Annotated in this window: 25 protein-coding genes; 13 read left to right on the top strand and 12 right to left on the bottom strand. The window is 70.6% G+C overall.

Translation table 11 applies throughout. The features are described 5' to 3' along the window. Positions 1 to 14 precede the first annotated feature (14 nt). The 6 genes from GEV28_RS17160 to GEV28_RS17130 all read right to left on the bottom strand — a co-directional run bounded on the left by GEV28_RS17160 (position 15) and on the right by GEV28_RS17130 (position 5,331). Positions 15 to 698, bottom strand: a complete 684-nt coding sequence (locus GEV28_RS17160; RefSeq protein ID WP_291413077.1) for a dienelactone hydrolase family protein — start codon at positions 696 to 698, stop codon at positions 15 to 17. 60 nt (positions 699 to 758) lie between these two features. Next, positions 759 to 1,505 carry a sulfite exporter TauE/SafE family protein gene (locus GEV28_RS17155; RefSeq protein WP_291413076.1) on the bottom strand — a complete coding sequence of 249 codons (747 nt, stop codon included), beginning with the start codon at positions 1,503 to 1,505 and terminating at the stop codon, positions 759 to 761. Next, positions 1,502 to 1,867 (bottom strand): VOC family protein, encoded by a 366-nt coding sequence (locus GEV28_RS17150; RefSeq protein ID WP_291413075.1) that lies wholly within the window; start codon positions 1,865 to 1,867, stop codon positions 1,502 to 1,504. The genes GEV28_RS17155 and GEV28_RS17150 overlap by 4 nt, the downstream gene beginning before the upstream one ends. A gap of 41 nt (positions 1,868 to 1,908) precedes the next feature. Next, positions 1,909 to 2,880, bottom strand: a complete 972-nt coding sequence (locus tag GEV28_RS17145; protein ID WP_291413074.1) for a polyprenyl synthetase family protein — start codon at positions 2,878 to 2,880, stop codon at positions 1,909 to 1,911. Between the two features lie 307 nt (positions 2,881 to 3,187). After that, on the bottom strand, positions 3,188 to 4,597 hold the full coding sequence (locus tag GEV28_RS17135; protein ID WP_367115116.1) for a GNAT family N-acetyltransferase: 1,410 nt from the start codon (positions 4,595 to 4,597) through the stop codon (positions 3,188 to 3,190). Next, entirely contained in the window at positions 4,594 to 5,331 is a 738-nt protein-coding gene (locus GEV28_RS17130) for a glycosyltransferase family protein (RefSeq protein ID WP_291413073.1), read from the bottom strand. Before GEV28_RS17130 ends, GEV28_RS17135 begins: the two co-directional genes overlap by 4 nt. Positions 5,332 to 5,371: 40 nt before the next feature. On the opposite strand from GEV28_RS17130, the gene pseB reads away from it, so the two are divergent. From pseB to GEV28_RS17115, 3 genes are read left to right on the top strand one after another with little or no spacing between them, the layout of a single operon-like run. After that, positions 5,372 to 6,355 (top strand): UDP-N-acetylglucosamine 4,6-dehydratase (inverting), encoded by a 984-nt coding sequence (gene pseB / locus GEV28_RS17125; protein ID WP_291413072.1) that lies wholly within the window; start codon positions 5,372 to 5,374, stop codon positions 6,353 to 6,355. Further along, positions 6,348 to 7,481, top strand: a complete 1,134-nt coding sequence (locus GEV28_RS17120; protein ID WP_291413071.1) for an aminotransferase class V-fold PLP-dependent enzyme — start codon at positions 6,348 to 6,350, stop codon at positions 7,479 to 7,481. The genes pseB and GEV28_RS17120 overlap by 8 nt, the downstream gene beginning before the upstream one ends. Then, positions 7,478 to 8,185, top strand: a complete 708-nt coding sequence (locus tag GEV28_RS17115) for a phosphotransferase (protein ID WP_291413070.1) — start codon at positions 7,478 to 7,480, stop codon at positions 8,183 to 8,185. Before GEV28_RS17120 ends, GEV28_RS17115 begins: the two co-directional genes overlap by 4 nt. A gap of 226 nt (positions 8,186 to 8,411) precedes the next feature. Here the strand turns inward: GEV28_RS17115 and pseI are convergent, their stop codons facing one another. The 4 genes from pseI to GEV28_RS17095 form a co-directional block, all read right to left on the bottom strand. Continuing rightward, positions 8,412 to 9,461: a pseudaminic acid synthase gene (gene pseI, locus GEV28_RS17110; protein ID WP_291413069.1), complete on the bottom strand. Its 1,050-nt coding sequence runs from the start codon at positions 9,459 to 9,461 to the stop codon at positions 8,412 to 8,414. A gap of 16 nt (positions 9,462 to 9,477) precedes the next feature. Beyond that, the gene (locus tag GEV28_RS17105) at positions 9,478 to 9,699 is read right to left on the bottom strand and encodes a hypothetical protein (RefSeq protein WP_291413068.1); all 222 of its coding nucleotides are present in this window, start codon (positions 9,697 to 9,699) and stop codon (positions 9,478 to 9,480) included. 149 nt (positions 9,700 to 9,848) lie between these two features. Then, complete coding sequence (locus GEV28_RS17100) at positions 9,849 to 10,319, bottom strand: hypothetical protein (RefSeq protein ID WP_291413067.1); 471 nt, start codon at positions 10,317 to 10,319, stop codon at positions 9,849 to 9,851. Positions 10,320 to 10,341: 22 nt separating this feature from the next. Continuing rightward, the gene (locus GEV28_RS17095) at positions 10,342 to 10,971 is read right to left on the bottom strand and encodes a glycosyltransferase family 29 protein (protein WP_291413104.1); all 630 of its coding nucleotides are present in this window, start codon (positions 10,969 to 10,971) and stop codon (positions 10,342 to 10,344) included. A 141-nt stretch (positions 10,972 to 11,112) separates the two neighbouring features. Between GEV28_RS17095 and GEV28_RS17090 the strand changes: the two genes are divergently transcribed. From GEV28_RS17090 to GEV28_RS17080, 3 genes are read left to right on the top strand one after another with little or no spacing between them, the layout of a single operon-like run. Next, positions 11,113 to 12,036: an ABC transporter permease gene (locus GEV28_RS17090; RefSeq protein WP_291413066.1), complete on the top strand. Its 924-nt coding sequence runs from the start codon at positions 11,113 to 11,115 to the stop codon at positions 12,034 to 12,036. A gap of 18 nt (positions 12,037 to 12,054) precedes the next feature. Continuing rightward, entirely contained in the window at positions 12,055 to 12,873 is an 819-nt protein-coding gene (locus GEV28_RS17085) for an ABC transporter ATP-binding protein (protein ID WP_291413103.1), read from the top strand. Beyond that, a complete protein-coding gene (locus tag GEV28_RS17080; protein ID WP_291413102.1) occupies positions 12,870 to 13,778 on the top strand; it encodes a glycosyltransferase family 2 protein in 909 nt (302 codons plus the stop codon). The genes GEV28_RS17085 and GEV28_RS17080 overlap by 4 nt, the downstream gene beginning before the upstream one ends. Positions 13,779 to 13,784: 6 nt before the next feature. On the opposite strand, the gene GEV28_RS17075 is transcribed toward GEV28_RS17080, so the two are convergent. Beyond that, complete coding sequence (locus GEV28_RS17075; RefSeq protein ID WP_291413065.1) at positions 13,785 to 14,228, bottom strand: protease inhibitor I42 family protein; 444 nt, start codon at positions 14,226 to 14,228, stop codon at positions 13,785 to 13,787. 178 nt (positions 14,229 to 14,406) lie between these two features. Between GEV28_RS17075 and GEV28_RS17070 the strand changes: the two genes are divergently transcribed. From GEV28_RS17070 to GEV28_RS17050, 5 genes are all read left to right on the top strand, one after another. Further along, positions 14,407 to 14,721 (top strand): hypothetical protein, encoded by a 315-nt coding sequence (locus tag GEV28_RS17070; protein ID WP_291413064.1) that lies wholly within the window; start codon positions 14,407 to 14,409, stop codon positions 14,719 to 14,721. A gap of 14 nt (positions 14,722 to 14,735) precedes the next feature. Continuing rightward, positions 14,736 to 16,226: a hypothetical protein gene (locus GEV28_RS17065; protein WP_291413063.1), complete on the top strand. Its 1,491-nt coding sequence runs from the start codon at positions 14,736 to 14,738 to the stop codon at positions 16,224 to 16,226. 32 nt (positions 16,227 to 16,258) lie between these two features. Further along, entirely contained in the window at positions 16,259 to 16,651 is a 393-nt protein-coding gene (locus GEV28_RS17060) for a hypothetical protein (RefSeq protein WP_291413062.1), read from the top strand. A 281-nt stretch (positions 16,652 to 16,932) separates the two neighbouring features. Next, entirely contained in the window at positions 16,933 to 17,202 is a 270-nt protein-coding gene (locus tag GEV28_RS17055) for a hypothetical protein (RefSeq protein ID WP_291413061.1), read from the top strand. Positions 17,203 to 17,378: 176 nt separating this feature from the next. Then, positions 17,379 to 18,035, top strand: coding sequence for a helix-turn-helix domain-containing GNAT family N-acetyltransferase (locus GEV28_RS17050; protein ID WP_291413060.1), 657 nt, complete (start codon positions 17,379 to 17,381; stop codon positions 18,033 to 18,035). Here GEV28_RS17050 and GEV28_RS17045 read toward each other — a convergent pair. After that, complete coding sequence (locus GEV28_RS17045) at positions 18,019 to 18,444, bottom strand: GtrA family protein (RefSeq protein ID WP_291413059.1); 426 nt, start codon at positions 18,442 to 18,444, stop codon at positions 18,019 to 18,021. The genes GEV28_RS17050 and GEV28_RS17045 overlap by 17 nt on opposite strands. A 45-nt stretch (positions 18,445 to 18,489) precedes the next feature. Here GEV28_RS17045 and GEV28_RS17040 point away from each other — a divergent pair, with 45 nt between their 5' ends. Beyond that, a complete protein-coding gene (locus tag GEV28_RS17040) occupies positions 18,490 to 19,857 on the top strand; it encodes an FAD-binding oxidoreductase (protein WP_291413058.1) in 1,368 nt (455 codons plus the stop codon). Beyond that, the coding region (locus GEV28_RS17035) for a decaprenylphospho-beta-D-erythro-pentofuranosid-2-ulose 2-reductase (protein ID WP_291413057.1) at positions 19,854 to 20,410 on the top strand (557 nt) is incomplete at its 3' end. The genes GEV28_RS17040 and GEV28_RS17035, both read left to right, overlap by 4 nt.

Below are 20,410 nucleotides of genomic sequence, written 5' to 3'. Positions count from 1 at the left end.
TTAGGGACGCGGCTTCAGCGCATGTGGGAGTCGAACCAGTTGAGCATCCGCTGCCACGCCTCGAACGCCCCGTCCGGGTGAATATCGAACCGGTGATCCGCGGCCGGGAACAACACGACGTCGGTCGCGGTCGCCGAGCGGCTCGCGGCCTCGCGCAGCTGGGCGACCTCGTCGGCGATCTTGTCGCCGTAGAGACCCAGCCACGGACAGCGCAGCTCGGTGGCCACGTCGACCAACGCCGGCAGCCCGTTCGACAGCGGCTGCAGGATCCCACCGCCCGCGACGGACACCGCGGCGCCGATACCCCGCCGGGCCGCGACGACCATCGCGACCGCGCCGCCGAGCTCGAAGCCGACCACGCCGATCCGGTCGGCGCTGATCCCGTGCTGCGCCAACCATCCGAACGCGATGTCCGTGTCGGTCAGCACCGACTCCCCGGACAGGCCGCTAACCCGGTCGACCGCCAACGCCTCGTCGACTTCGGACGATCCGTCGGCGCCGTGGTAGATGTGCGGAGCGACCACCAGCCAGCCCTCCGCGGCCAGGCCACTGGCCAGCGTGCGGACGGTCTCGGTGATCCCGCGGGCCTCGTGCAACACGACCAGCCCACCTCTGACGACCCCCGGCGGTTCGGCGATGGTCATCCGGAGCGCACGCCCGTCGGCAAGCACGACGGGTTCGGTACGGGTGCCTGACATCTCGATACCCAATCACGTCTAGGTGAACATAAGTCAACGAATCCCATCCGAATGGAGTAATCAGAAAAGCAGCTGCACGATCGCCGCGATCCCGACCACCACGATGAGCCCGCGCAGCCACGCCGGCCGCAGCCGCCTGCCGTACCGCGCGCCGACCAGCCCACCCAGCGCGGCGCCGACGGCGAGCAGTGCGACCACGAGCCACGCCACCTCCGCGACTAACACGAACACCACTCCGGACACCAGGTACGCGGTCGCGGTGAGGACGTTCTTCACCGCGTTCAGCCGCTGCAGGTGCTCGTCCATCAGGATGCCCATCAGGGCCAGTGTCATCACTCCTTGCGAGGCGCCGAAATAGCCGCCGTAGACCCCGACCGCGAGGACACCGACCAGCAACGCCGGGCCACCGTGCTCGTGCCGCTTCCGTTCGGCGAGCTTTCGCGCCAGCCACGGCTGGAGCACCACGAGCACGAGGGCGAGCAGGATCAGTACGGGCACGATGGCCTCGAACGCGTCCGGCGGCAACACGAGCAGCAGCGCCGCTCCGCCCAGCGAACCGATCGAGGTCATCGTGACGAGTCGCACCAGGAGGGTGCGCCGCCCGGCGAGCTCGCGCCGGTAGCCGAACGCCCCGCTGACCGAGCCCGGCATGAGCCCGAGTCCGTTGGAGACGTTGGCGACCACCGGCGGGTAGCCGAGCGCGAGCAGGATGGGGAACGACACGAGTGAGCCGGAGCCGATGGCCGCGTTCATGCCGCCGGCCACCACGCCCGCGCCCGCGACGGCGAGTCCTTCGAGTGGGGTCACCGTGGCGGGAACACGCAGAACTCGTTGCCCTCGGGGTCGGTCAGCACGTCGAAGTCGTTCTCGTCGTCGCTTGAGCGCAGGATCGTGGCGCCGAGGCTCACCAGCTCGTCGGTGCGACCGACCACGTCGAGGTGCATGCGGTTCTTGACGGCCTTGCGCTCGGGAACCGGCACCACCCAGATGTGCGGCCCGGCGCCGGTCGGGTCGACGATCGGCACCGGCCAGTCCAGCGGGCGCAGCCAGCCGTCCTCGGGCACCTCGAGGTCGTCCTTGCGCACATAGCCCATCGCGGTGCACCACCAGTCGGCGAGCTTGTGGTGGTCGTTCGCGTCGAGGACCAGATCCTTGAACCGTGCTGCCATGCCCGCATCGTCGCACGTGGACGGCCATGCGCCGATGTGATTCAGGCTGTGCGATTTCGCACGAAACGAGCGAGAGCCCCGAGGGCTTCGCGAGCCTCGGTTGGGGGCAGCCCGGCGAGCTCCGTGGTCGCACTCTCGGCGTAGCGGTGCACGTCGGCGCGTGCTTTGTCGAGACCGGGAGACGCGCGGAGGAGGTCGAGCGCCTCGGCGACCCGGGCCGGATCGGTGACCGCGCCGGTGGCCAGGATCACGCCCAGCCGGGCCGCCCCCGGGCCGTCACCGGCGAGTGCGTGCAGCACCGGCACGGTCACCACCCCCTCGCGCAGGTCGGTGCCGGGCGTCTTGCCGGACTCGGCCGCGGGTGAGCAGATGTCGATCACGTCGTCGGAGATCTGGAAGGCGATGCCGAGTCGCTCGCCGTACCGGGCGAGGGCCCGCGCGTGTGCTTCCGGCGCGTCGGCGACGCGGGCGCCGAGCTCGACGGCCATGGCGATGAGGGAGGCGGACTTGTCGGCCATCACCTGGATGCAGTGGACCATCGGGTCGGTGTGGCGAGGTGCGCGGGTGGCTTCGAGGAGCTGGCCGCGGACCAGCCTGGCAAGGGTCGCCGCCTGGAGCCTGAGCGAGGTCGTGCCGAGGTCGGCGGCGAGCTCGGCGGCGCGGGCGAGAAGAAGGTCGCCGAGCAGGACGGCGATGTTGTTGCCCCACATGGCGTTGGCGGTCGGGACGCCGTGCCGTCTCGGGGCCGCGTCCATGACGTCGTCGTGGTGGAGGGTGGCGACGTGGACGAGCTCGGTGATCACCGCGGCGTCGATGACCTGCGGGCGGTCCGGGTCGCCGAACTGGGCGCCCAGCAAGGCGAGGCGGGGCCGGACACGCTTGCCGCCGGCCTCGATCAGGTGCGTGGTGCCGGTGGTGACGAACCGGTGCTCGGCGTCGGCCAGCACCTTCCGCAGCCGTTCCTCCACTTCGGACATTCGGTGCCGCAGCTCGGTCTCGAGTGTGCTCCCCATGGCCACGAGCCTGCCGGAGAACACAGCGGGGGCGGCTCCCTCCGGAGTCCGGTTCGACTCATCCTCGAGAGTGAGCTTGTTGGCCTCCGGCCCCGGATTCCAGCCTACGGGCGACCACCGACAGGTCCGGAACGCACGCACCGCGCCCTGTGGACAACTCGCGCGCACGCGCGCGTGCAAACCTCAAGTCCCGAACGCCCCCACCCTCTCCGGGGGCACCCCTCGGAGTCAGTCTATCGGGCAAGACCGACAAGAACAGGGCTCGCGGCGGGACTGTGGACAAGTCCGGGCGTTGTGGACAACCTCGTCAGTCGGGGGCGTGTTCGGCCAGCCAGCGGAAGGGGCCGTCAGTGGGGCGGTTCGTCTCCGTGTAGCCGGCTCGGTCGAACAGGGCACGCGAGGCCGTGTTGTCCTCGTGGACGTTGGCCAGGATCGTCGCCGGTGTCTCGCGGGCTCGCAGGGCGCCCTCACCCATCGCGAGAATTCGGCTCGCCAGGCCTCGGCCTCGGTCCCCTGGGGCCACCGTGATGCTGACCTCCCACGTCACCTCGTCCGCGCGGTCGAAGCGGACCGTGCCCACCGGATGGTCGGACTCGATCACCAGCAGCAGGCGGTTCGGGTCGGTCATGGACTTCCGCAGCCAGGTCCGGTGGACGGGCTCGGCCACGACCTGGTGGCCCCGGGACCACTTCAGGGTCTCCGGGTCGTTGCGCCAGGTCAGCAGCAGCTCCGCATCCGACTCGACGGCCTCGCGCACGGTCAGCTCGCACGCGTCCAGGATTCGGTCCGCGCCCCGGCCGTCCACTGCGGCCGACGCGGCGGCGGCCAGGGTCGCGCGGGCCTCGGGGTTCTCGAGCAGGTCGCGGAGGGTTTCGCCGGCACCAGGAAGGTCGGCGACGGTGCCGAGACCCGCGGCCAAGCCTTGGGCCAGCGCCGCCTCGTAGCCCGCGGCCTGGTTGTCGGCCAGCTGGACCAGCGCGGCCGGGACGCCGACGCAGCACAGCTCCATCAACGTCACGCCGGCCGCGCTGACCACGAGGTCGGCCGCGGCGAACAGGGCCGGCAGCTCGATGGTCGGCGGCCGCACCGTGAAGTGCTGGTCGGGTCCGGACGGGACGTCGACCGGCGCGGCCGAGATGGCCCGGACGGACATCGGCGCGCCCGTGTCGCGCAACGCGGTCAGCGCGGCACGCACCGCCTCGCCGGCCGCGCCGCCACCCATCACCACCACTACCCGCGGCGACGTCCCGGGCCGGCGGCGGGCCGAGCGGGCCGAGCGGGCCGCGACGACGTCCGACCGCAGCGGGGCGAAGCGCGGGCCCGCCAGCAGGACCGGCGAACCATCCGGTGGCCGGGGCACCGTGACGAGGTTCGCGTCGACCACGATGTCCGCGGCACGACGTCCGAAGTGGCCGTCCTCCATGGACACCAGCCGCGCGACCGACCGCACCTCCGGCAGCTCGCCCAGCCCGTAGTGATCGACGAGAACCACGTCCGCCCCGATGTCGACGGCCTGTGTAGCAAGGGAAACCGCGGGCAGCACCGGCACACCCAGCGCGGCGAGCCGATCGGCCAGCCACCCGGCGCCACCCACGTCGCCGGCGAAGAACACCCGCCAGCCACGCCCGACCGCGGCCTCGGCCAGCGCCACGCACCGCGACAGGTGGCCGACGCCGATCGCCGGGCCGGCGTCGGCCCGGAGCAGCAGCGCCGTCATGCGGTCGGCATGGCCTTCTGGACGACCTCGGCGTTCAGCGCGACCAGGTCCGGCCGGGACCGCAGCAGCGCGACCACGTCCCGCCAGCTCGGCACCGCGTCGCCCAGCTCCGCGACGATCGCGTCGAGCAGTTCGGCGTCCTGCTCGGTGTCCAACGTCACCCGCAGGTCGGAGTTGTCCTCGCCGACGATCACGCCCGCGCAGCGGTAGACGGCCGGCTGCGGGTAGATCGCCGAGGTCACGTGCTCGCGGTGCCCGCCGGTGGCCCGCTCGTTCTGCTCGGCCAGCACGTCGCGGCGCACCAGCTCCGCGTCGAACCCGCGCGGCAGCGTGCGCACCACGACGTTGCTCACGTACTGCAGGCTCGGGTCGGCCAGCCACAGCCCGATCACCTGCCCGATCAGTGTCGGGTCGTGCAGCGGGCAGTCCGCGGTGAGCCGGACGATCGCGTCGCACGGATGCTCGCGCGCGGCGAGCTCGTAGCGGGCCAGCACGTCGTCGAGCGGGCCACGAACCACCGCGGCCCCGGCGCGGACGGCCTCCTCGGCGACCGGGTCGTCATCGGGCGAATCGGACGTCGCCACGATCACGGTCCCGAGGTTCGCCGCGTGCGCCGCGGCTCTGACTCCCCAGCTCAGGACGCTGCGCCCGCCCAGCCGCCGGAGCACCTTGCCGGGCAGGCGGGTGGACGAGAGCCGTGCCTGGATGACCGCGTTGACTCGCACGGGTGCCATGATGGCGCACTGGCGCAGCCCAGATATCACGGAGGTAACGATGGCTTTGCTGGATGGGGCCAGCATCCTGCTCACCGGCGGGACGGGGTCGTTCGGCAAGGCGTTCATCGCGTACGCGCTCGAGCACCTCAACCCGCGACGGCTCGTGGTGCTCTCCCGCGACGAGCTCAAGCAGTACGAGGCGCGGCAGCTGTTCGGCGACGACCCGCGGCTGCGCTGGTTCATCGGCGACGTCCGGGACCGGCGGCGGCTCGAGCGCGCGATGCACGACATCGACTTCGTCGTGCACGCCGCGGCGCTCAAACAGGTCGACACCGCCGAGTACAACCCGTTCGAGTTCGTGCAGACCAACGTCACCGGCTCACAGAACGTGATCGAGGCGGCCATCGACCGCGGCGTCCAGAAGGTCGTCGCGCTGTCGACGGACAAGGCGTCCAGCCCGATCAACCTCTACGGCGCGACGAAGCTGTGCGCGGACCGGCTGTTCATCAGCGGAAACCATTACGCCGCAGGGCATCCGACCCGGTTCTCGGTCGTGCGCTACGGCAACGTGATGGGTTCACGCGGAAGTGTCATCCCGTTCTTCCGGTCGCTCGCGGAGCGTGGCGAGGCGCTGCCCATCACCGACCTGCGGATGACCCGGTTCTGGATCACGCTGCCGCAGGCGGTCGAGTTCGTGGTGAGCTCGTTCGACCTGATGCACGGCGGCGAGCTGTACGTGCCGCGGATCCCGAGCATGCGGCTGGTCGACCTGGCCAGGGTGATCGCGCCGAACAGCCCGATGAAGGAGGTCGGCGTGCGGCCCGGCGAGAAGCTGCACGAGGAGATGATCGCGCAGGACGACGCGCGGCGGACGCTGCTGCTCGGCGACCGGTACGTCGTGATGCCGCACATCGCGGGCTGGGGCTACGAGCCGCCGACGGACGGTGCGGCGGTGCCGGAAGGGTTCGCGTATCGCTCGGACACCAACGACCGGTGGCTCACCGACGAGGACCTGCGCACGTTGGTCGAGCAGTATGGCTGACCTGCTGCCCTACGGTCGTCAGTCCATTGTGGAGGATGACGTCGCGGCGGTGGCGGCGGTGCTGCGCGGCGACTGGCTGACGACCGGACCGGCGGTGACCCGGTTCGAGTCGGACCTCGCCGGGTGGACCGGTGGGGTGCCGGTGGTGGCCGTGACGTCGGGGACCGCCGCGTTGCACGTCGCGTACGCGGCGTCGGGGATCGGGCCGGGCGACGAGGTCGTGTGCTCGCCGATGACGTTCGTGGCGACGGCCGCGACCGCCGTTCTGCGCGGGGCTTCCGTGGTGTTCGCCGACGTGTCACCGGACACCGGGAACGTGTCGGCGGCGTCGGTGTCCTCGGCGTTGACGCCGCGGACCCGCGTGGTGGCCGCCGTCGACTATGCCGGGCATCCGGCTCCCCTGGACGCCCTGGTGCCGGTCGCGCACGACGCCGGGGCGTTGCTCCTGGAGGACGCGGCTCACTCGATCGGTGGGTCTTGGCAGGGGCGGCCGGTCGGGTCGTGGGCGGATCTGACGACGTTCTCGTTCTTTCCCACGAAGAACCTGACCACTGCCGAGGGTGGGGCAGTGGCGTGCGTGGATCCCTCGCTGCTGCGTCGGGCGCAGGAGTTTCGCAACCACGGGCTGGTGCGGTCGCGGGACCGGCAGCGGTTCCCGGACGAGGGTGGCTGGCACCAGGAGGTGCACGAGTTCGGGCTGAACTACCGGCTGCCGGATGTGTTGTGCGCCTTGGGGTCGAGCCAGCTGAAGCGGTTGGCGTCGTTCGTGGCGCGGAGGGCTACGCTGCACGCCCGGTACACGGCCGGACTGTCCGATGTGGACGGCGTGGCGACACCCGCGAGGCTGCCTGGCGCCGAGCCGGCGTGGCACCTGTATCCGTTGCGGGTGCTCGGCGGGCGACGGCGGGAGTTGTACTCGTTCCTGCGGGAGAACGGGATCGGGGTGCAGGTCAACTACGTTCCGGTGTACTGGCATCCGGTGTTCGCCGATCTGGGCTACAAGCGCGGGCTGTGTCCGAACGCGGAGCGTTTCTACGCCGCGGAGCTGTCGCTGCCGCTGTTCCCGGACCTGGCGGACTCCGATGTGGACCGGGTGATCGACCTGATCCGGGCGTTCTGCACGTGAGCTTCGCCGCCTGGGGCGCGGTGTCGGTGGTCGGCCGGCTCGGCGGCGGGCGTCGGAACGAGGTGCTGGAGCTGCGGCTGGGTGGGGAGCGGGTGGTCGGCCGGGTCAGCCGCCGGTCGGTGGCGTCGCTCGACTGGGAGCTGGATCTGCTGGAGTTCCTGTCGGGCGCGGGGTTCCTGGTGCCGGCGGTGGTGCCGACGGTCGATGGGCGGCGGCAGGTCGACGGGGTGGTCGTGCAGCGCTGGCTGCCTGGCCGGGAGCCGACGGCGGATGACTGGCCGGCGGTGGCGTCGGAGCTGCGCCGGTTGCATTCGGTGACGGCCGGCCGGCCGCAGCGCCCCGACTTTCGCTCGACCACAGAGCTGCTGACCGTCTCCCACGGTGGCGACGTGGACCTGAGCGTGATGCCCGCGTGGGCGGTCGCCGCGTGCCGACGCGCGTGGGCGGCGCTGACCGGCCCGCAGGCGGTCGTGCACGGCGACCCGTGCGCGGAGAACGTGCGGGTGACGGCGGCCGGGATCGGCCTGCTGGACTGGGACGAGGCTCGGGTGGACCATCCGGATCTCGACCTGGCCGACTTGCCGGGTTCGGACCTGCCATATCCGGTGCGGGCGGCGATCGACGCCTGGGAGGCGGCGGCCGGGTGGCAGTTGGAGCCGGACTACGCGCGGTCGCGGCTGGCCAGGCTGGCCCGGTCCGACTAGGAGCGCTCCGCCGCGTCTCGCAACCGCGACCCGCCAGCACAAAAGACCGACGACGTGGCGCGAAAGCTCCCGCGCGCATGCGCGCACGTGCAGAACCCAAGTCCCGAACGCCCCCACCCTCTCCGGGGGCACCCCTCGGAGTCAGTCTATCGGGCAAGACCGACAAGAACAGCGCTAGCGGCGGGACTGTGGACAAGTCCGGGCGTTGTGGACAACTCGCGCCGGGTCAGATCAGGTCCCAGGTCAGCGGGGTTCCCTTCGGCGCGCCACCGCGGAAGTGGCGGCCCAGGACCGTTCCCAGGTCGGCGGGTGGGAGGCCGCCGGAGGGGCGGATCGAGCGGACGTTCGACGTCGTCACCTCGTCGCCTGCCCGCACGTCCTCCACCACGTACAGGGAGCGGCGCAGGCGGAGCACCTCTCGCTCGCTCTCTCGCGGTCCCAGGCGCGGGGCGCCCAGGGCCTGCCAGGCGCGTTCCGTCTCGACGACCAGCGCGGCCAGCTCCGCCGGTTCCAGGGAGAAGTCGCTGTCCACGCCGCCGTCGGAGCGGGCCAGCGTCACGTGCTTCTCGATCGCGCAGGCGCCCAGGGCCACGGCGGCCACCGGGACGCCGATGCCCATCGTGTGGTCGGAGAGGCCCGGGACCACGTCGAACGTGTCGGCGAGCAGCGGGATGCCCCGAAGATTGCTGTCCTCGGGGGGCGCGGGATACGACGCCGTGCACCCCAGGACGATGAGCTGGTCGTTGCCGGCGGCCCGGGCGGTCGTCACCGCGGCGTGGATCTCGGCCACCGTCGCCATTCCCGTCGAGATGACCAGCGGCTTGCCGGTTCGGGCGCACAGCTCCACGAGCGGCAGGTCGACTATCTCCGCGGAGGCGATCTTGTAGGCCGGGGCGTCCAGGGACTCCAACAGGTCGACCGCGGTGGGGTCGAAGGGGCTCGAGAACACGGTCAGGCCGTGGTCGTGGGCCCGCCGGAAGATCTGCTCGTGCCATCCCCACGGAGTGTGGGCCTTCTCGTACAGCCGGTAGAGGTTCTCCCCGCCCCACAGGGAGTGGTCGTCGGAGATACGAAAGGCGGGGAGGTCGACGTCGATCGTGATGGTGTCGGCCCGGTAGGTCTGCAGCTTGAGGGCCTGGGCGCCGGACGCCGCCACCGCGTCGACTATCGCCAGGGCCCGGTCCAGGTCGCCGTTGTGGTTGCCGGACATCTCCGCGATCACGAACGGCCGATGACCCGGCCCGATCGTGTGCTTGCCGATTCGGACCTCACGCATGGCCACCAACGTACAACTACGACGCGCGCCAGGTCGCCTCGCCGTAAGTGTCGGCGAGCAGGTCGCCGAAGATCAACAGGCAGGCGAGACACCGCTCGCCGTCGTCGGTGCAGGTGATCTTGGAGTTGGGCACGCTGTGCTCGCAGAGCGCCTCGCCGAAGTCGCGCCCGGCCTCCTCGCTGCCGAACGCGTGCACCCGATTGTCGTAACCGGATAACCACCACTGGACGTCCACCATGGCCCCGACCTCCCGCAACCTGTGTATACACAGCGTCCAGGAAGGGGACCGTTGACTGAACCGTTGAGTAGTGGAGTCTTCCGGTCAACAATTCACAGTTGAAGCATCAACTGTGAATAATGGTAACGGAGGGTTGTATACAGCGGAGTTCAGTTACTCCGCGTGCGATCCTCGAGCTTTCGCAAGCGATCCTCGTATTGCGCGACCGCGGTGAGCCGCACCCGGATCTGGCTGTGCTCGCGCCGGATCTCGTCGATCAGCGTGCGCGACTCGTCGATCTGGGGCTGGTCCGCCGGCGGCACGGCCGCGATCTTCTCCCGCAGCGACTCCAGCTGGGACTCCTGCGCGGCGATCTGCGGGATGATCCGCTCGAGCTCGTTGGCCGACCAGTGCTGCACCCGCGCCACCTCGCCGAACCGGCGCTCGAGGGCGGCCAGCCGGCGCTCGTAGTCCTTGCGGGCGCGCTCGACGTCCTCGAGGTGCCGCCCGTGGCTGTCGACGGTGCCGTAGAAGTCGTAGAGCCGGTTGCCCTCGACCGGATGGTTGATCCGCCAGTCGACGAGGCGTCCGATGCGGTCGGAGACGCGCTTGCGCAGGGTGGCGATGCGGCTGTCTGACATGGTCAACTTCTCAATCCTCGACTCAGCGGAGCAGGGTGGTTCGGCTGGTCTGCAGCCAAGTCTCCAGCAATCGACCCTCGGCGGCGATCTGGTGCTCCGGGCCGACGATGCAGGAGTCGCCCGCGGCGTGCATCCAGGACGTCTGGGTCGGGTTGTCGACGAACGAGAACCCGGTGAGGATCAGCTCCGCCTCGGGATAGCTGGTCCGCGCGATCCACGCGGCCATCGTCCCGGTGGTGGCCCACGTCGCCTGCTCGCCCGTCGGCAGACCCAGCGCGTCGGACAGCGGCAGCGTCACCTCGCGGTTGGACACCGGCACGAACCCCAGGTCCGCCGGCCACCAGCCCGGAACGTTGTCCGGCTCCCAGTGCAGCCGGCCCGGCTCCACCATCAGGTACAGCCGCCGCCGGTAGTCCTCGAAGACCCACTTCGTCGCGCGCAGCGCGCGGTTGAACACCACCACATGGCAGCGGCTGCCGACCGTGGGCGGCGTACCCGGGTCGTCGATCCGGAAACCGTTCACCCGGATGACGAGATCCGCCGCGTCGATCGCCTTGCCGCGTTCCTCGTCCGGCTCCAGCGGCTGGTTGCCCACCACGGCGACCGTGCGCGGCTCCGGAAGCGCGGCGTAGACGTCCAACAACGAGCGCAGCATGCTCTGCCCCGGGGCGACGTCGACCATGAGCGCAGAAGCTACCAGCACCAGGTGTCCCGGATCGGGTGGCCGCCCCAGGTCGAGCGCGCAATCCGGCCCATGCGGAGCCGCAACACGCCGCCGGTAGGCTCGAGAGCCGTGCCAGCAACCAGCACGGCCGAGCAGGAGCAGGCCACACCTCCCCCCCCTCCTCCGTCGTCCCGCACCTGGGGACGGGCGTTCGAGGACATCACCCAGGGCCTCCGCCAGCGGGAGCTCTGGGGGCATCTGGGGTGGCAGGACATCAAACAGCGGTACCGGCGGTCGGTCATCGGACCACTGTGGATCACGCTGTCGATGGCCATCACCGCCCTCGGGTTGGGACTGCTCTACTCGCAGCTGTTCCACGCGCAGATCCAGACGTTCCTGCCGTACATCACGGTCGGCTTCATCGTGTGGAACTTCATGAACGGCTGCCTCACCGAGGGCACCGACACGTTCATCCGCAACGAGGGCCTCATCAAGCACCTGCCGGCGCCGCTCACGGTGTACGCGCTGCGCACGGTGTGGCGGCTGACCCTGATGTTCGGGCACAACCTGCTGGTCTACGTGGTGGTCGTGGCCATCTTCTGGTCCGACCTGACCACACCTGGCTACACCATCAGCCCCGGCGGCACCGCCCAGCCGGGCATCAGCTGGACGATCCTGCTGGCCATCCCGGCCTTCGCCCTGCTCGCCGTCAACGGCGGCTGGGTGGCGATCCTCTTCGGCATCATCAGCACCCGCTACCGGGACATCCCGCCGGTCGTCGAGAGCCTGACCCAGCTGCTGTTCTTCATGACGCCGATCGTGTGGTCCACCGACATCCTCACCGCGAACTTCGGCGGCGAGGGCGGCTGGCGGGTCCTGGTCGCCGAGCTGAACCCGCTCTACCACTACATCCAACTGCTGCGGGCGCCACTCATCGGCAATACGCAGAGCTGGCACCACTGGGCGGTCGTCGGCGGCTTTACCGTGGTGGGGTGGAGCCTGGCCTTCCTGGCCATGCGCAACTACCGTGCCCGGATCTCCTACTGGGTCTGAGTGAGGCGAACAATCGACATGGTCAGCATCAACGTCTGGAACGCCTCGGTCGACTTCCCGATCTTCGACGCGAAGTCGCGGTCGTTGAAGAAGGCGGTCCTCGGCAAGGTCGGCGGCAAGATCGGCACCGAGCAGAAGGTGCCGATCATCGAGGCGCTGCGCGACATCACGCTCTCCATCAACGAGGGCGACCGGATCGGCCTGGTCGGCCACAACGGCGCGGGCAAGTCCACGCTGCTGCGACTGCTCGCCGGCATCTACGAGCCGACCAGGGGCTCGTCGCGGATCGTGGGCAAGGTCGCGCCGGTGTTCGACCTCGGCGTCGGCATGGACCCGGAGATCTCCGGGCTCGAGAACATCATGATCCGCGGACTGTTCCTCGGCATGACCCGCAAGCAGATGGAGAAGCGGGTCGACGACATCGCGGCCTTCACCGAGCTCGGCGACTACCTGCAGATGCCGCTGCGCACCTACTCCACCGGCATGCGGGTGCGGCTCGCGCTCGGCGTGGTCACCTCGATCGACCCGGAGATCCTGCTGCTCGACGAGGGCATCGGCGCCGTGGACGCTCCGTTCCTCAACAAGGCCAGAACCAGGCTCGTCGACCTGGTCAAGCGCTCCGGCATGTTGGTGTTCGCATCACACCAGGACGACCTATTGTTCGAGCTGTGTAACACGGCGATCTGGATGGACGAGGGTCAGATGAAGATGCAGGGCTCGCTGCGCGAGGTCATCACCGCGTACAAGGGCAAGGACCCGTACTCACATATGGACAAGGAGACCCTCGAGCGGCTCGGCGAGTCCCCGGTGCTCATCACCAAGAGCGGCGAGGTCTGATGAAGTCAAGTGAGCAGCTGCCGGCCGACGCGGTCGTCGCCGTGGTGGTCACCCGGCACCGCAGGGAGCTGCTCGCCGACTCGTTGAAGATGATCGCCGCGCAGACCCGGCCGCCGGACCACCTCGTCGTGGTGGACAACGGGCCGGACGAGCCGGTGCGGGACATCGTCGAGTCCTGTCCGGTGCCGACGACCTACCTGATGTCGCGGCGCAACCTCGGCGGCGCGGGCGGGTTCGCGCTCGGGATGCTGCACGCGCTCGCGCTCGGCGCCGAGTGGGTGTGGTGCGCCGACGACGACGGGCGACCGGCCGACGAGGCCGTGCTCGAGACCCTGCTGACCGAGGCGTCGACCCGCGGGCTGGCGGAGATCTCGCCCGTGGTGACGAACATCGAGACGCCCACCAAGCTGGCGTTCCCGCTGCGCCGCGGGCTGACGTGGAAGCGCAGCACGGCCGAGCTCGGCACGGACTTCCTGCCGGGCATCGCGTCGCTGTTCAACGGCGCGCTGTTCCGCGCGTCGACGCTCGACGTGATCGGCGTGCCGGACTACCGGCTCTTCTTCCGCGGCGACGAGGTCGAGATCCACCGCAGGCTGGTGCGGTCCGGGCTGCCGTTCGGCACCTGCCTGAAGGCGGCGTACCTGCACCCGGACGGCTCGGACGAGTTCAAGCCGATGCTGGGCGGCCGGCTGCACGCGCAGGACCCCGAGAACGAGGTGAAGCGGTACTACACCTACCGCAACCGCGGGTACCTGCTGTCCCAGCCGGGGCTGCGGAAGATCGGCCTCCTGGAGATCGTGCGGTTCGGCCTGTACTTCATCGGGACGAAGCGGGATCCGAAGGCGTTCGTGCAGTGGCTGAAGCTGTGCCGGCAGGGTCGCAAGGAGCACTTCTTCCGGATCTGAGGGCGCTCAGCCGACCTCGATCTGGATCGGGTAGCGCCTCTCGTCCTTGGGCTGGTGGCAGCCCTGGAAGCAGTTGAACAGCGCCAGTGACGTTGTCCCGGCAGCCGTCGCGTCGAACAGGAAGTAGCGGGTGCCCCCGTCGCCCTCCCGGTTGTCCGCGGAGTCCGGGACGTAGTCGTCGCCATTGGTGGTCACGACGGCGGCGTCGGGTTCCTCGCTGAGTGTCCACTTGTCACCCACCGACGCGTTGTCGGTGACCGCGATGGTGAACGACTCCCCCCGCGCGACCTCGATGTGGGTGTCCTCGACCGAGAACTCGGTGCCGTGCTCGGGCTCCGTGGCCTCCGGGACCGTGGTCCCGGGGCTCGCCGTGCCAGGCCGCTCGGCCGCGCACGCCGACCCGAGCAGGATGAGCGCGGCGACGGCCGCGCACCCGGTAACCCGGCGCATCCGCTCACCCCTTTGTCGTCACTGACTGTTTCGGGGACCCTACCCGCGTGGCAGCGCGCCCGGTGCGGGTTCGGCGGGTGTGCTCGTGCGAAGCATTCCGCCCGGTCTCGCGCCTGGGCGGAACCGGAGCCGGCGGGGGCCACTCTCACCCTGCGCCGGACGAGACGCGAGGGGTGCGATGACTGTCGACACGGGTTACCAGGTCAACACGGCGGGCCTCGGCACGCATGCCGGGACCGTCCACGACCAGTCCGTCCGGGTGGCGGCGTACCCCAAGGCGATGCGGCAACTGCAATGCCCGAGCGAGAACCTGCTCGGCGAGCACGCGGACGTGGCCGCCGCGTACGGGAGCTTCCTGAACGCCTGGGTCGAGGAGTTCGAACTCACGTCGAAGGCGCTCGAGGAGACCGGCGTGAAGCTCGACGCCTCGGCCGAGCAGTACGACAGGCTGGACCGGCTGCACGCCGGCGACTTCGACCGCGCTGTGCGCTGAGGAGGGGGACGACCATGGCGACCAGTCGCGAGGAACTGGTGAAGTGGCGCATGATGGCCGGCGCCGACGGGTTCCTCGGCGTGGCGGTGCTCCCGTCCGCGATCGAGGCCTACCTCGAGGTGCCGCCGCCGAAGGGAGACCCGGACGAGCTGCGCGCGATGGCCGGGACCTACCAGTCGATCGGGAAGGACGCCGACGGGGCGCAGGTCGAGGTCGACAACCTGGCAAAAAGCAAGCTGCCCGAGGTCTGGGTCGGCCAGGCGCGCGAGCGGGCGTCCGAGGTGATCACCGCGGTCGCCCGGGAGCTGGACCAGTCGGTGACCGTGATGGGCAAGGCGCGGGGCGAGCTGGACATGCTGGCCGACGGCATCCAGGACGCGCAGGACACACACAGCAGCGGCCAGGACGCCTTACACCAGGCCAAGAACGAGGTCGCCGGCGACATCCAACGGGCCCGCGCCATCGCGCTCACCGGGATGGACCAGGTGATCGCCGGCTTCGACCGGGCCAAGGACAGCCAGGAGTGCGCGGCCCGCGTGTTCACCGACCTCGCGGCACAGGCCAGGGCCTCGCAACTGGACAGCGAGCACCTCGACGCGGCGGACCGGTTGGTGCTCGGACAGAGCGCGGTGCCGGGCGGACCGCACGACGTCAACATCATCATGAGCGCGAACGACGCCGAGCGGGCGAGCGAGCGGCTGGACGAGCTGAGCGCGGGCGACCGGGAGCGGTTCGACGCGATGCTCGACGCGGCCAAGTCGCCGCAGGAGAAGGCATACCTGATGCGCGCGCTCGCCGCCGGGCACTCGATGGACGACATCGAGCGGTTCGGCGAGCAGATCCACCCCTACGGCGACGACCCGGAGTGGCTTCGCAACCACCTGCAGCCGACGTACAACCAGACCGACGAGACGACAGGGGACACGGTCCCGGTGAGCTACGACGGGGCGCCGTGGGAGCAGACGGGTGGCACCTGCGTCGCGGCGTCGACGGTGACCGCGCGGGCGATGGTGGACCCGCTGTACGCGTTCGAGCTGACCACCGGCGGCAACCCCGGCGACGAGGAGTCCACGAGCCCGGATGCGTTCGAGCAGCGGTTTCTCGACGAGACCGAGCGCGTGTACGGCCGGCCGATCGACGACGACGGGCTGAGCAAGGAGCAGGGCGTCGAAGCGGCGAACAACGAGCTCGGGCCGGCCACCGGCGGCGAGTACGAGTTCCGCGACCTGAACACCCCGGAGGAGCGCGAGGCGGTCTTCAACGACGTCGCCGAGTCGGTCGACGAGGGCCGACCGGTGCCGATCCAGGTCGAGGGCTTCGACGACGAGGGCAACCGGTCCGGCCACCAGATGATGATCATCGGGCATGAGAACGGGATGCTGCAGATCTACAACCCGTGGGGCCACACGGTCTGGGTCAGCGAGGACGACTTCGTGAACGGGCACATGGAAGGGGCGTCGGACGATCGGCTGCCCACGGTCGACGGCGTGCACCTGCCCACGTGAGCATGGCACCCTGGGAACGAGGTGGATGACAGGTGACGAACCAGAGCGGCAAGACCGACGCACAGCTCGCCGAGCTCGACGTCGACATGATGCTGCGGGCCGGCCTCGGCGGCACCGAGGCCGGTGCGGACGCCGACCGGACGGCGCTGTTCGGCGACGGCGCGGTGGCCGGGGCGATCCTCCTGGACCGGGTGGACGTGATCCCGCGGTCGGTCGGTTTCCTCGCCGAGATCGTCCGGCGGGGCGGCGCCTCGTACGCGGCCGGGCTGCCGGAGCCGCTGCCGACAGCCGAGCAGACGGCGGTCATCCGACCGTGGCTGGCCGCGGCAACCGAGACCGCCACCACCGCCGACCGCGACGAGAGCGTGGCTCGCTGGCTGGAAGCGGTGGCCGCCGTACTGGCGCTGCGGGCCGGCGCTCGGTAGGCCGGCCCGGTCGCCCGCCGCGACCCGGGTGAGCCGCATCTCGACCGGACCCGGACTGTTGCTGGTCGGCGCTCATCGCCCCGGCCCGGCGGCTGGCTCGTCGTCGAGGTGTCGCTGCGCGCCGCGTCCGGTGGGCGGGACCGTCAGGGGTATGAACAGTTGGGCTGTGGACAACCGGCGTTGTTGTGGACGACTCGGCCGGTTTCGGCTTCGCTCTCGGCTGATCGGCTACGGGCGAACTCATCTTGCCGGGCGCCGGCATCGGTGGTGGTGTCCTCGGTATGGCTGATCCCAAACGTGCTCTTGTCATCCACCTGGCCCACGGCGGTGAACCGCTGGTGTTCGCGCTGTCCGGGGCCGGTGCCCAGGACCTCGACTCGCGCCTGACCGAACTGCTCGCCGACGGCCGGGTGCACGCGCCCGAGCTCGCGGACGGCACCACGGTCGCGGTCAACTTCGCCCATGTGGTCACCGCGCACCTCGACGAGCTGCCGCCGCTCGCGCGGGTCTACGGGAGCGGGCAGCCGAAGCGACACGGGTTCGCGAACTAGCAACGCGGCACAATGCACGAGTGCTAGCAACCAAGGATCGCTAGCGGGTCGGCGCGCTCAACGACCACTTCCTCGCCCGCGACCGGCCTCTCGGCGAGGCCCGGCTGCTCTGGGAGATCGGCCGCGGCGCGGACGTCCGTGAGCTGCGCGGCCGGCTCGACCTCGACCCGGGGTATGTGAGCCGGCCGCTGCGCTCGCCGGAGGCCGCCGGCCTGGTCACGGTCGCCGCCAGCGACGACGACCGGCGGGTCCGGGTCGCCGAGCTGACGAAGGCGGGCCTGCGGGAGCGCGCGGAGCTCGACGACCGCGCGGACCAGGCTGCGGCCTCCCTCCTCGAGCCGCTCGACGCGAACCAGCGCCGGCGGCTCGTGACGGCGATGAAGGAGGTCGACCGGATGCTGACCGCCGCCTTGGTCACGATCACGCCGGTCCCCGACCACGAGCACGCCCGGTACTGCGGGGACTTCTACTTCGCCGCGTTCGACCGGCGGTTCGAGCAGGGCTTCGATCCGGCACGGGGCATCTCGGCCGAGGGCGACCGGCTGCGCCAGCCCGCCGGCCTGCTGCTCGTCGCCGACCTGCGCGGGAGTCCGGTGGGGTGCGGCGCGCTGCGGTTCACGCCGGGCGAGCCGGCTCAGCTCACGCGCATGTGGGTCACGGACGAGGCGCGCGGGCTCGGCATCGGCCGGCGACTGCTCGGCGAGCTGGAGTCACGGGCCGCGGCGAACGGCTGCGACACGGCGCGGCTGGAGACCAGCCAGTCGCTCACCGAGGCGATCGAACCGTTCAACGACGAGTACCACGCGCACCACTGGTTCACGAAGCGGCTCTGAACACGACCGTCCGCAGCATCACGAAGTTGATCGTCGTGGCGGTGCCCTGCGCGACCACCCACGCCAGCGTGATCTCCCAGCCGGAGGCGGGCAGCACCGCGAGCATCAGGGCGTTCGTGCCGACGTTGACGAAGAACGTCACCGTGTACAGCAGCGCGAACCCGCCCAGCTGCGCGGCGCCGTCGGTGCGGCCCGCGGCGAAGGTGAAGCGGCGGTTGAGGAAGTAGGCCGTGGCCGTGCCGGCGACGAAGCTGAGCGCCTTCGCCAGGTGCACCCACAGCCCCAGGTGCAGCAGCCCCTGGTAGACGCCGAAGTCGACCAGCGCGCAGAAACCGCCGATCAGCACGAACCGGCCGAGCTGGTTGACCAGCCCGATCCTCGGCACATCCGCCTCCGTCGCCGTCGCCACGACGCGAGTCTAGGGACCGCCCGCGGGGCCGTTACCCTCGGTGCGGTGAAGCCAGGACATGACGAGCTGGCCCAACTCACCGGCTGGGGACGTACCGCGCCGACCGGCGCGCGCGTGGTCCGCACCACGGACGTCGACGCGATCGCCACGGTGGTCCGGGAGGCCGGCGAGCGCGGGGTCATCGCGCGGGGGCTCGGGCGCAGCTACGGCGACCCGGCGCAGAACGCGGGCGGCGTCGTGGTCGACTTGACCGCGCTCGACCGGATCCACCACGTGGACGCCGACGCCGGGCTGGTCGAGGTCGACGCGGGCGTCACGCTCGACACGCTGATGCGCACGCTGCTCCCGTTCGGCCTGTGGCTGCCGGTGCTCCCGGGCACCCGCCAGGTCACCGTCGGCGGCGCGATCGGCAGCGACATCCACGGCAAGGCGCACCACGTCGAGGGCAGCTTCGGCAACCACGTGCGCGCCATGGACCTGCTCACCGCCGACGGCACCGTCCGCGCGCTCACCCCGGACGGCCCGGACGCCGACCTGTTCTGGGCCACGACCGGCGGCATGGGGCTCACCGGCATCGTGCTGCGCGCCGCCGTGCGGCTGAAACCGACCGAGAGCGCGTACTTCATCGTCGACACCGACCGCACCGCGGACCTGGACGAGACCATCGCGGTGTTCAGCGACGGGTCCGACGCCGGCTACGACTACTCGATGGCGTGGTTCGACTCGATCTCGGTCGGCGCCAAGCTCGGCCGCGCCGTGCTGTCTCGCGGGTCGCTGGCCAAGCGCGACGAGCTGCCCCGCAAGCTGCGGGCCGACCCGCTGCGTTTCGACGCGCCACAGCTGTTGACGCTGCCCGACGTCTTCCCGAACGGCCTAGCCAACAAGCTCACGTTCGGCGCGATCGGCGAGCTCTGGTACCGCAAGGCGCCGCAGCGCGGCCGGGGCCAGATCCAGAACCTGACCTCCTTCTACCACCCGCTCGACATGTTCGGTGAGTGGAACCGGGCGTACGGCCGCAACGGGTTCCTGCAGTACCAGTTCATCGTGCCGTTCGACGCCACCGACGAGTTCCGGCGGATCGTGCGGCGCATCGCCGAGTCCGGGCACGTGTCGTTCCTCAACGTGCTCAAGCGGATGGGCGAGGCGAACCCGGCCCCGCTGTCCTTCCCGCAACCCGGATGGACGATCACTGTGGACTTTCCGATCAAGCGGGGTCTGCACGAGCTGTGCGACCGGCTGGACGAGATGGTGCTCGGCGTGGGTGGCCGGCTGTATCTCGCCAAAGAGTCGCGCACCTCGGCCGTGACGTTCGCCCAGATGTACCCGCGCCTCGACGAGTGGCGCAAGATCCGCGCTTCGGTAGACCCAGATGGCATCTTCGCCTCCGACATGTCCAGAAGGCTGGAACTGTGATCGACGCCGTTGGTAATCCCCAGTCCCTGCTGTTGCTCGGTGGCACCTCGGAGATCGCGCTGGCCACCGCCGAGCACTACCTCGCGCGGCGACCGCTGCGGGTGATCCTCGCCGCCCGGCCGTCGGACCGGCTCGACGAGGCGGCCGCGCGGCTGCGCGCCAACGGCGCCACCGTGTCGGTCGTGCCGTTCGACGCGGAGGACACCGGCACGCACGCCGAGACCGTCGACAAGGCGTTCGCCGATGGCGACGTCGACGTCACCCTGGTGGCGTTCGGGCTGCTCGGGGACCAGGAGCAGGCGTGGACCGACCACGCGACCGCGGTGCGACTGTCCCAGGTGAACTACACCGCTGCCGTCTCGGTGGGCGTGCTGCTCGCCGCGGCGCTTCGCCGACAGGGCCACGGCGCACTGGTCGCACTGTCCTCTGTGGCCGGCGAGCGGGCCAGGCGGGCGAACTTCGTGTACGGCTCGACGAAGGCCGGGATGGACGGGTTCTACCTGGGGCTCGGCGAGACGCTGCGCGATGAGGGCGTGACGGTCACCGTCGTCCG

The organism is Actinophytocola sp. (assembly GCF_009379765.1).
Lineage (GTDB): Bacteria > Actinomycetota > Actinomycetes > Mycobacteriales > Pseudonocardiaceae > Actinophytocola.
This window is presented reverse-complemented; position numbering and strand designations above follow the sequence as displayed.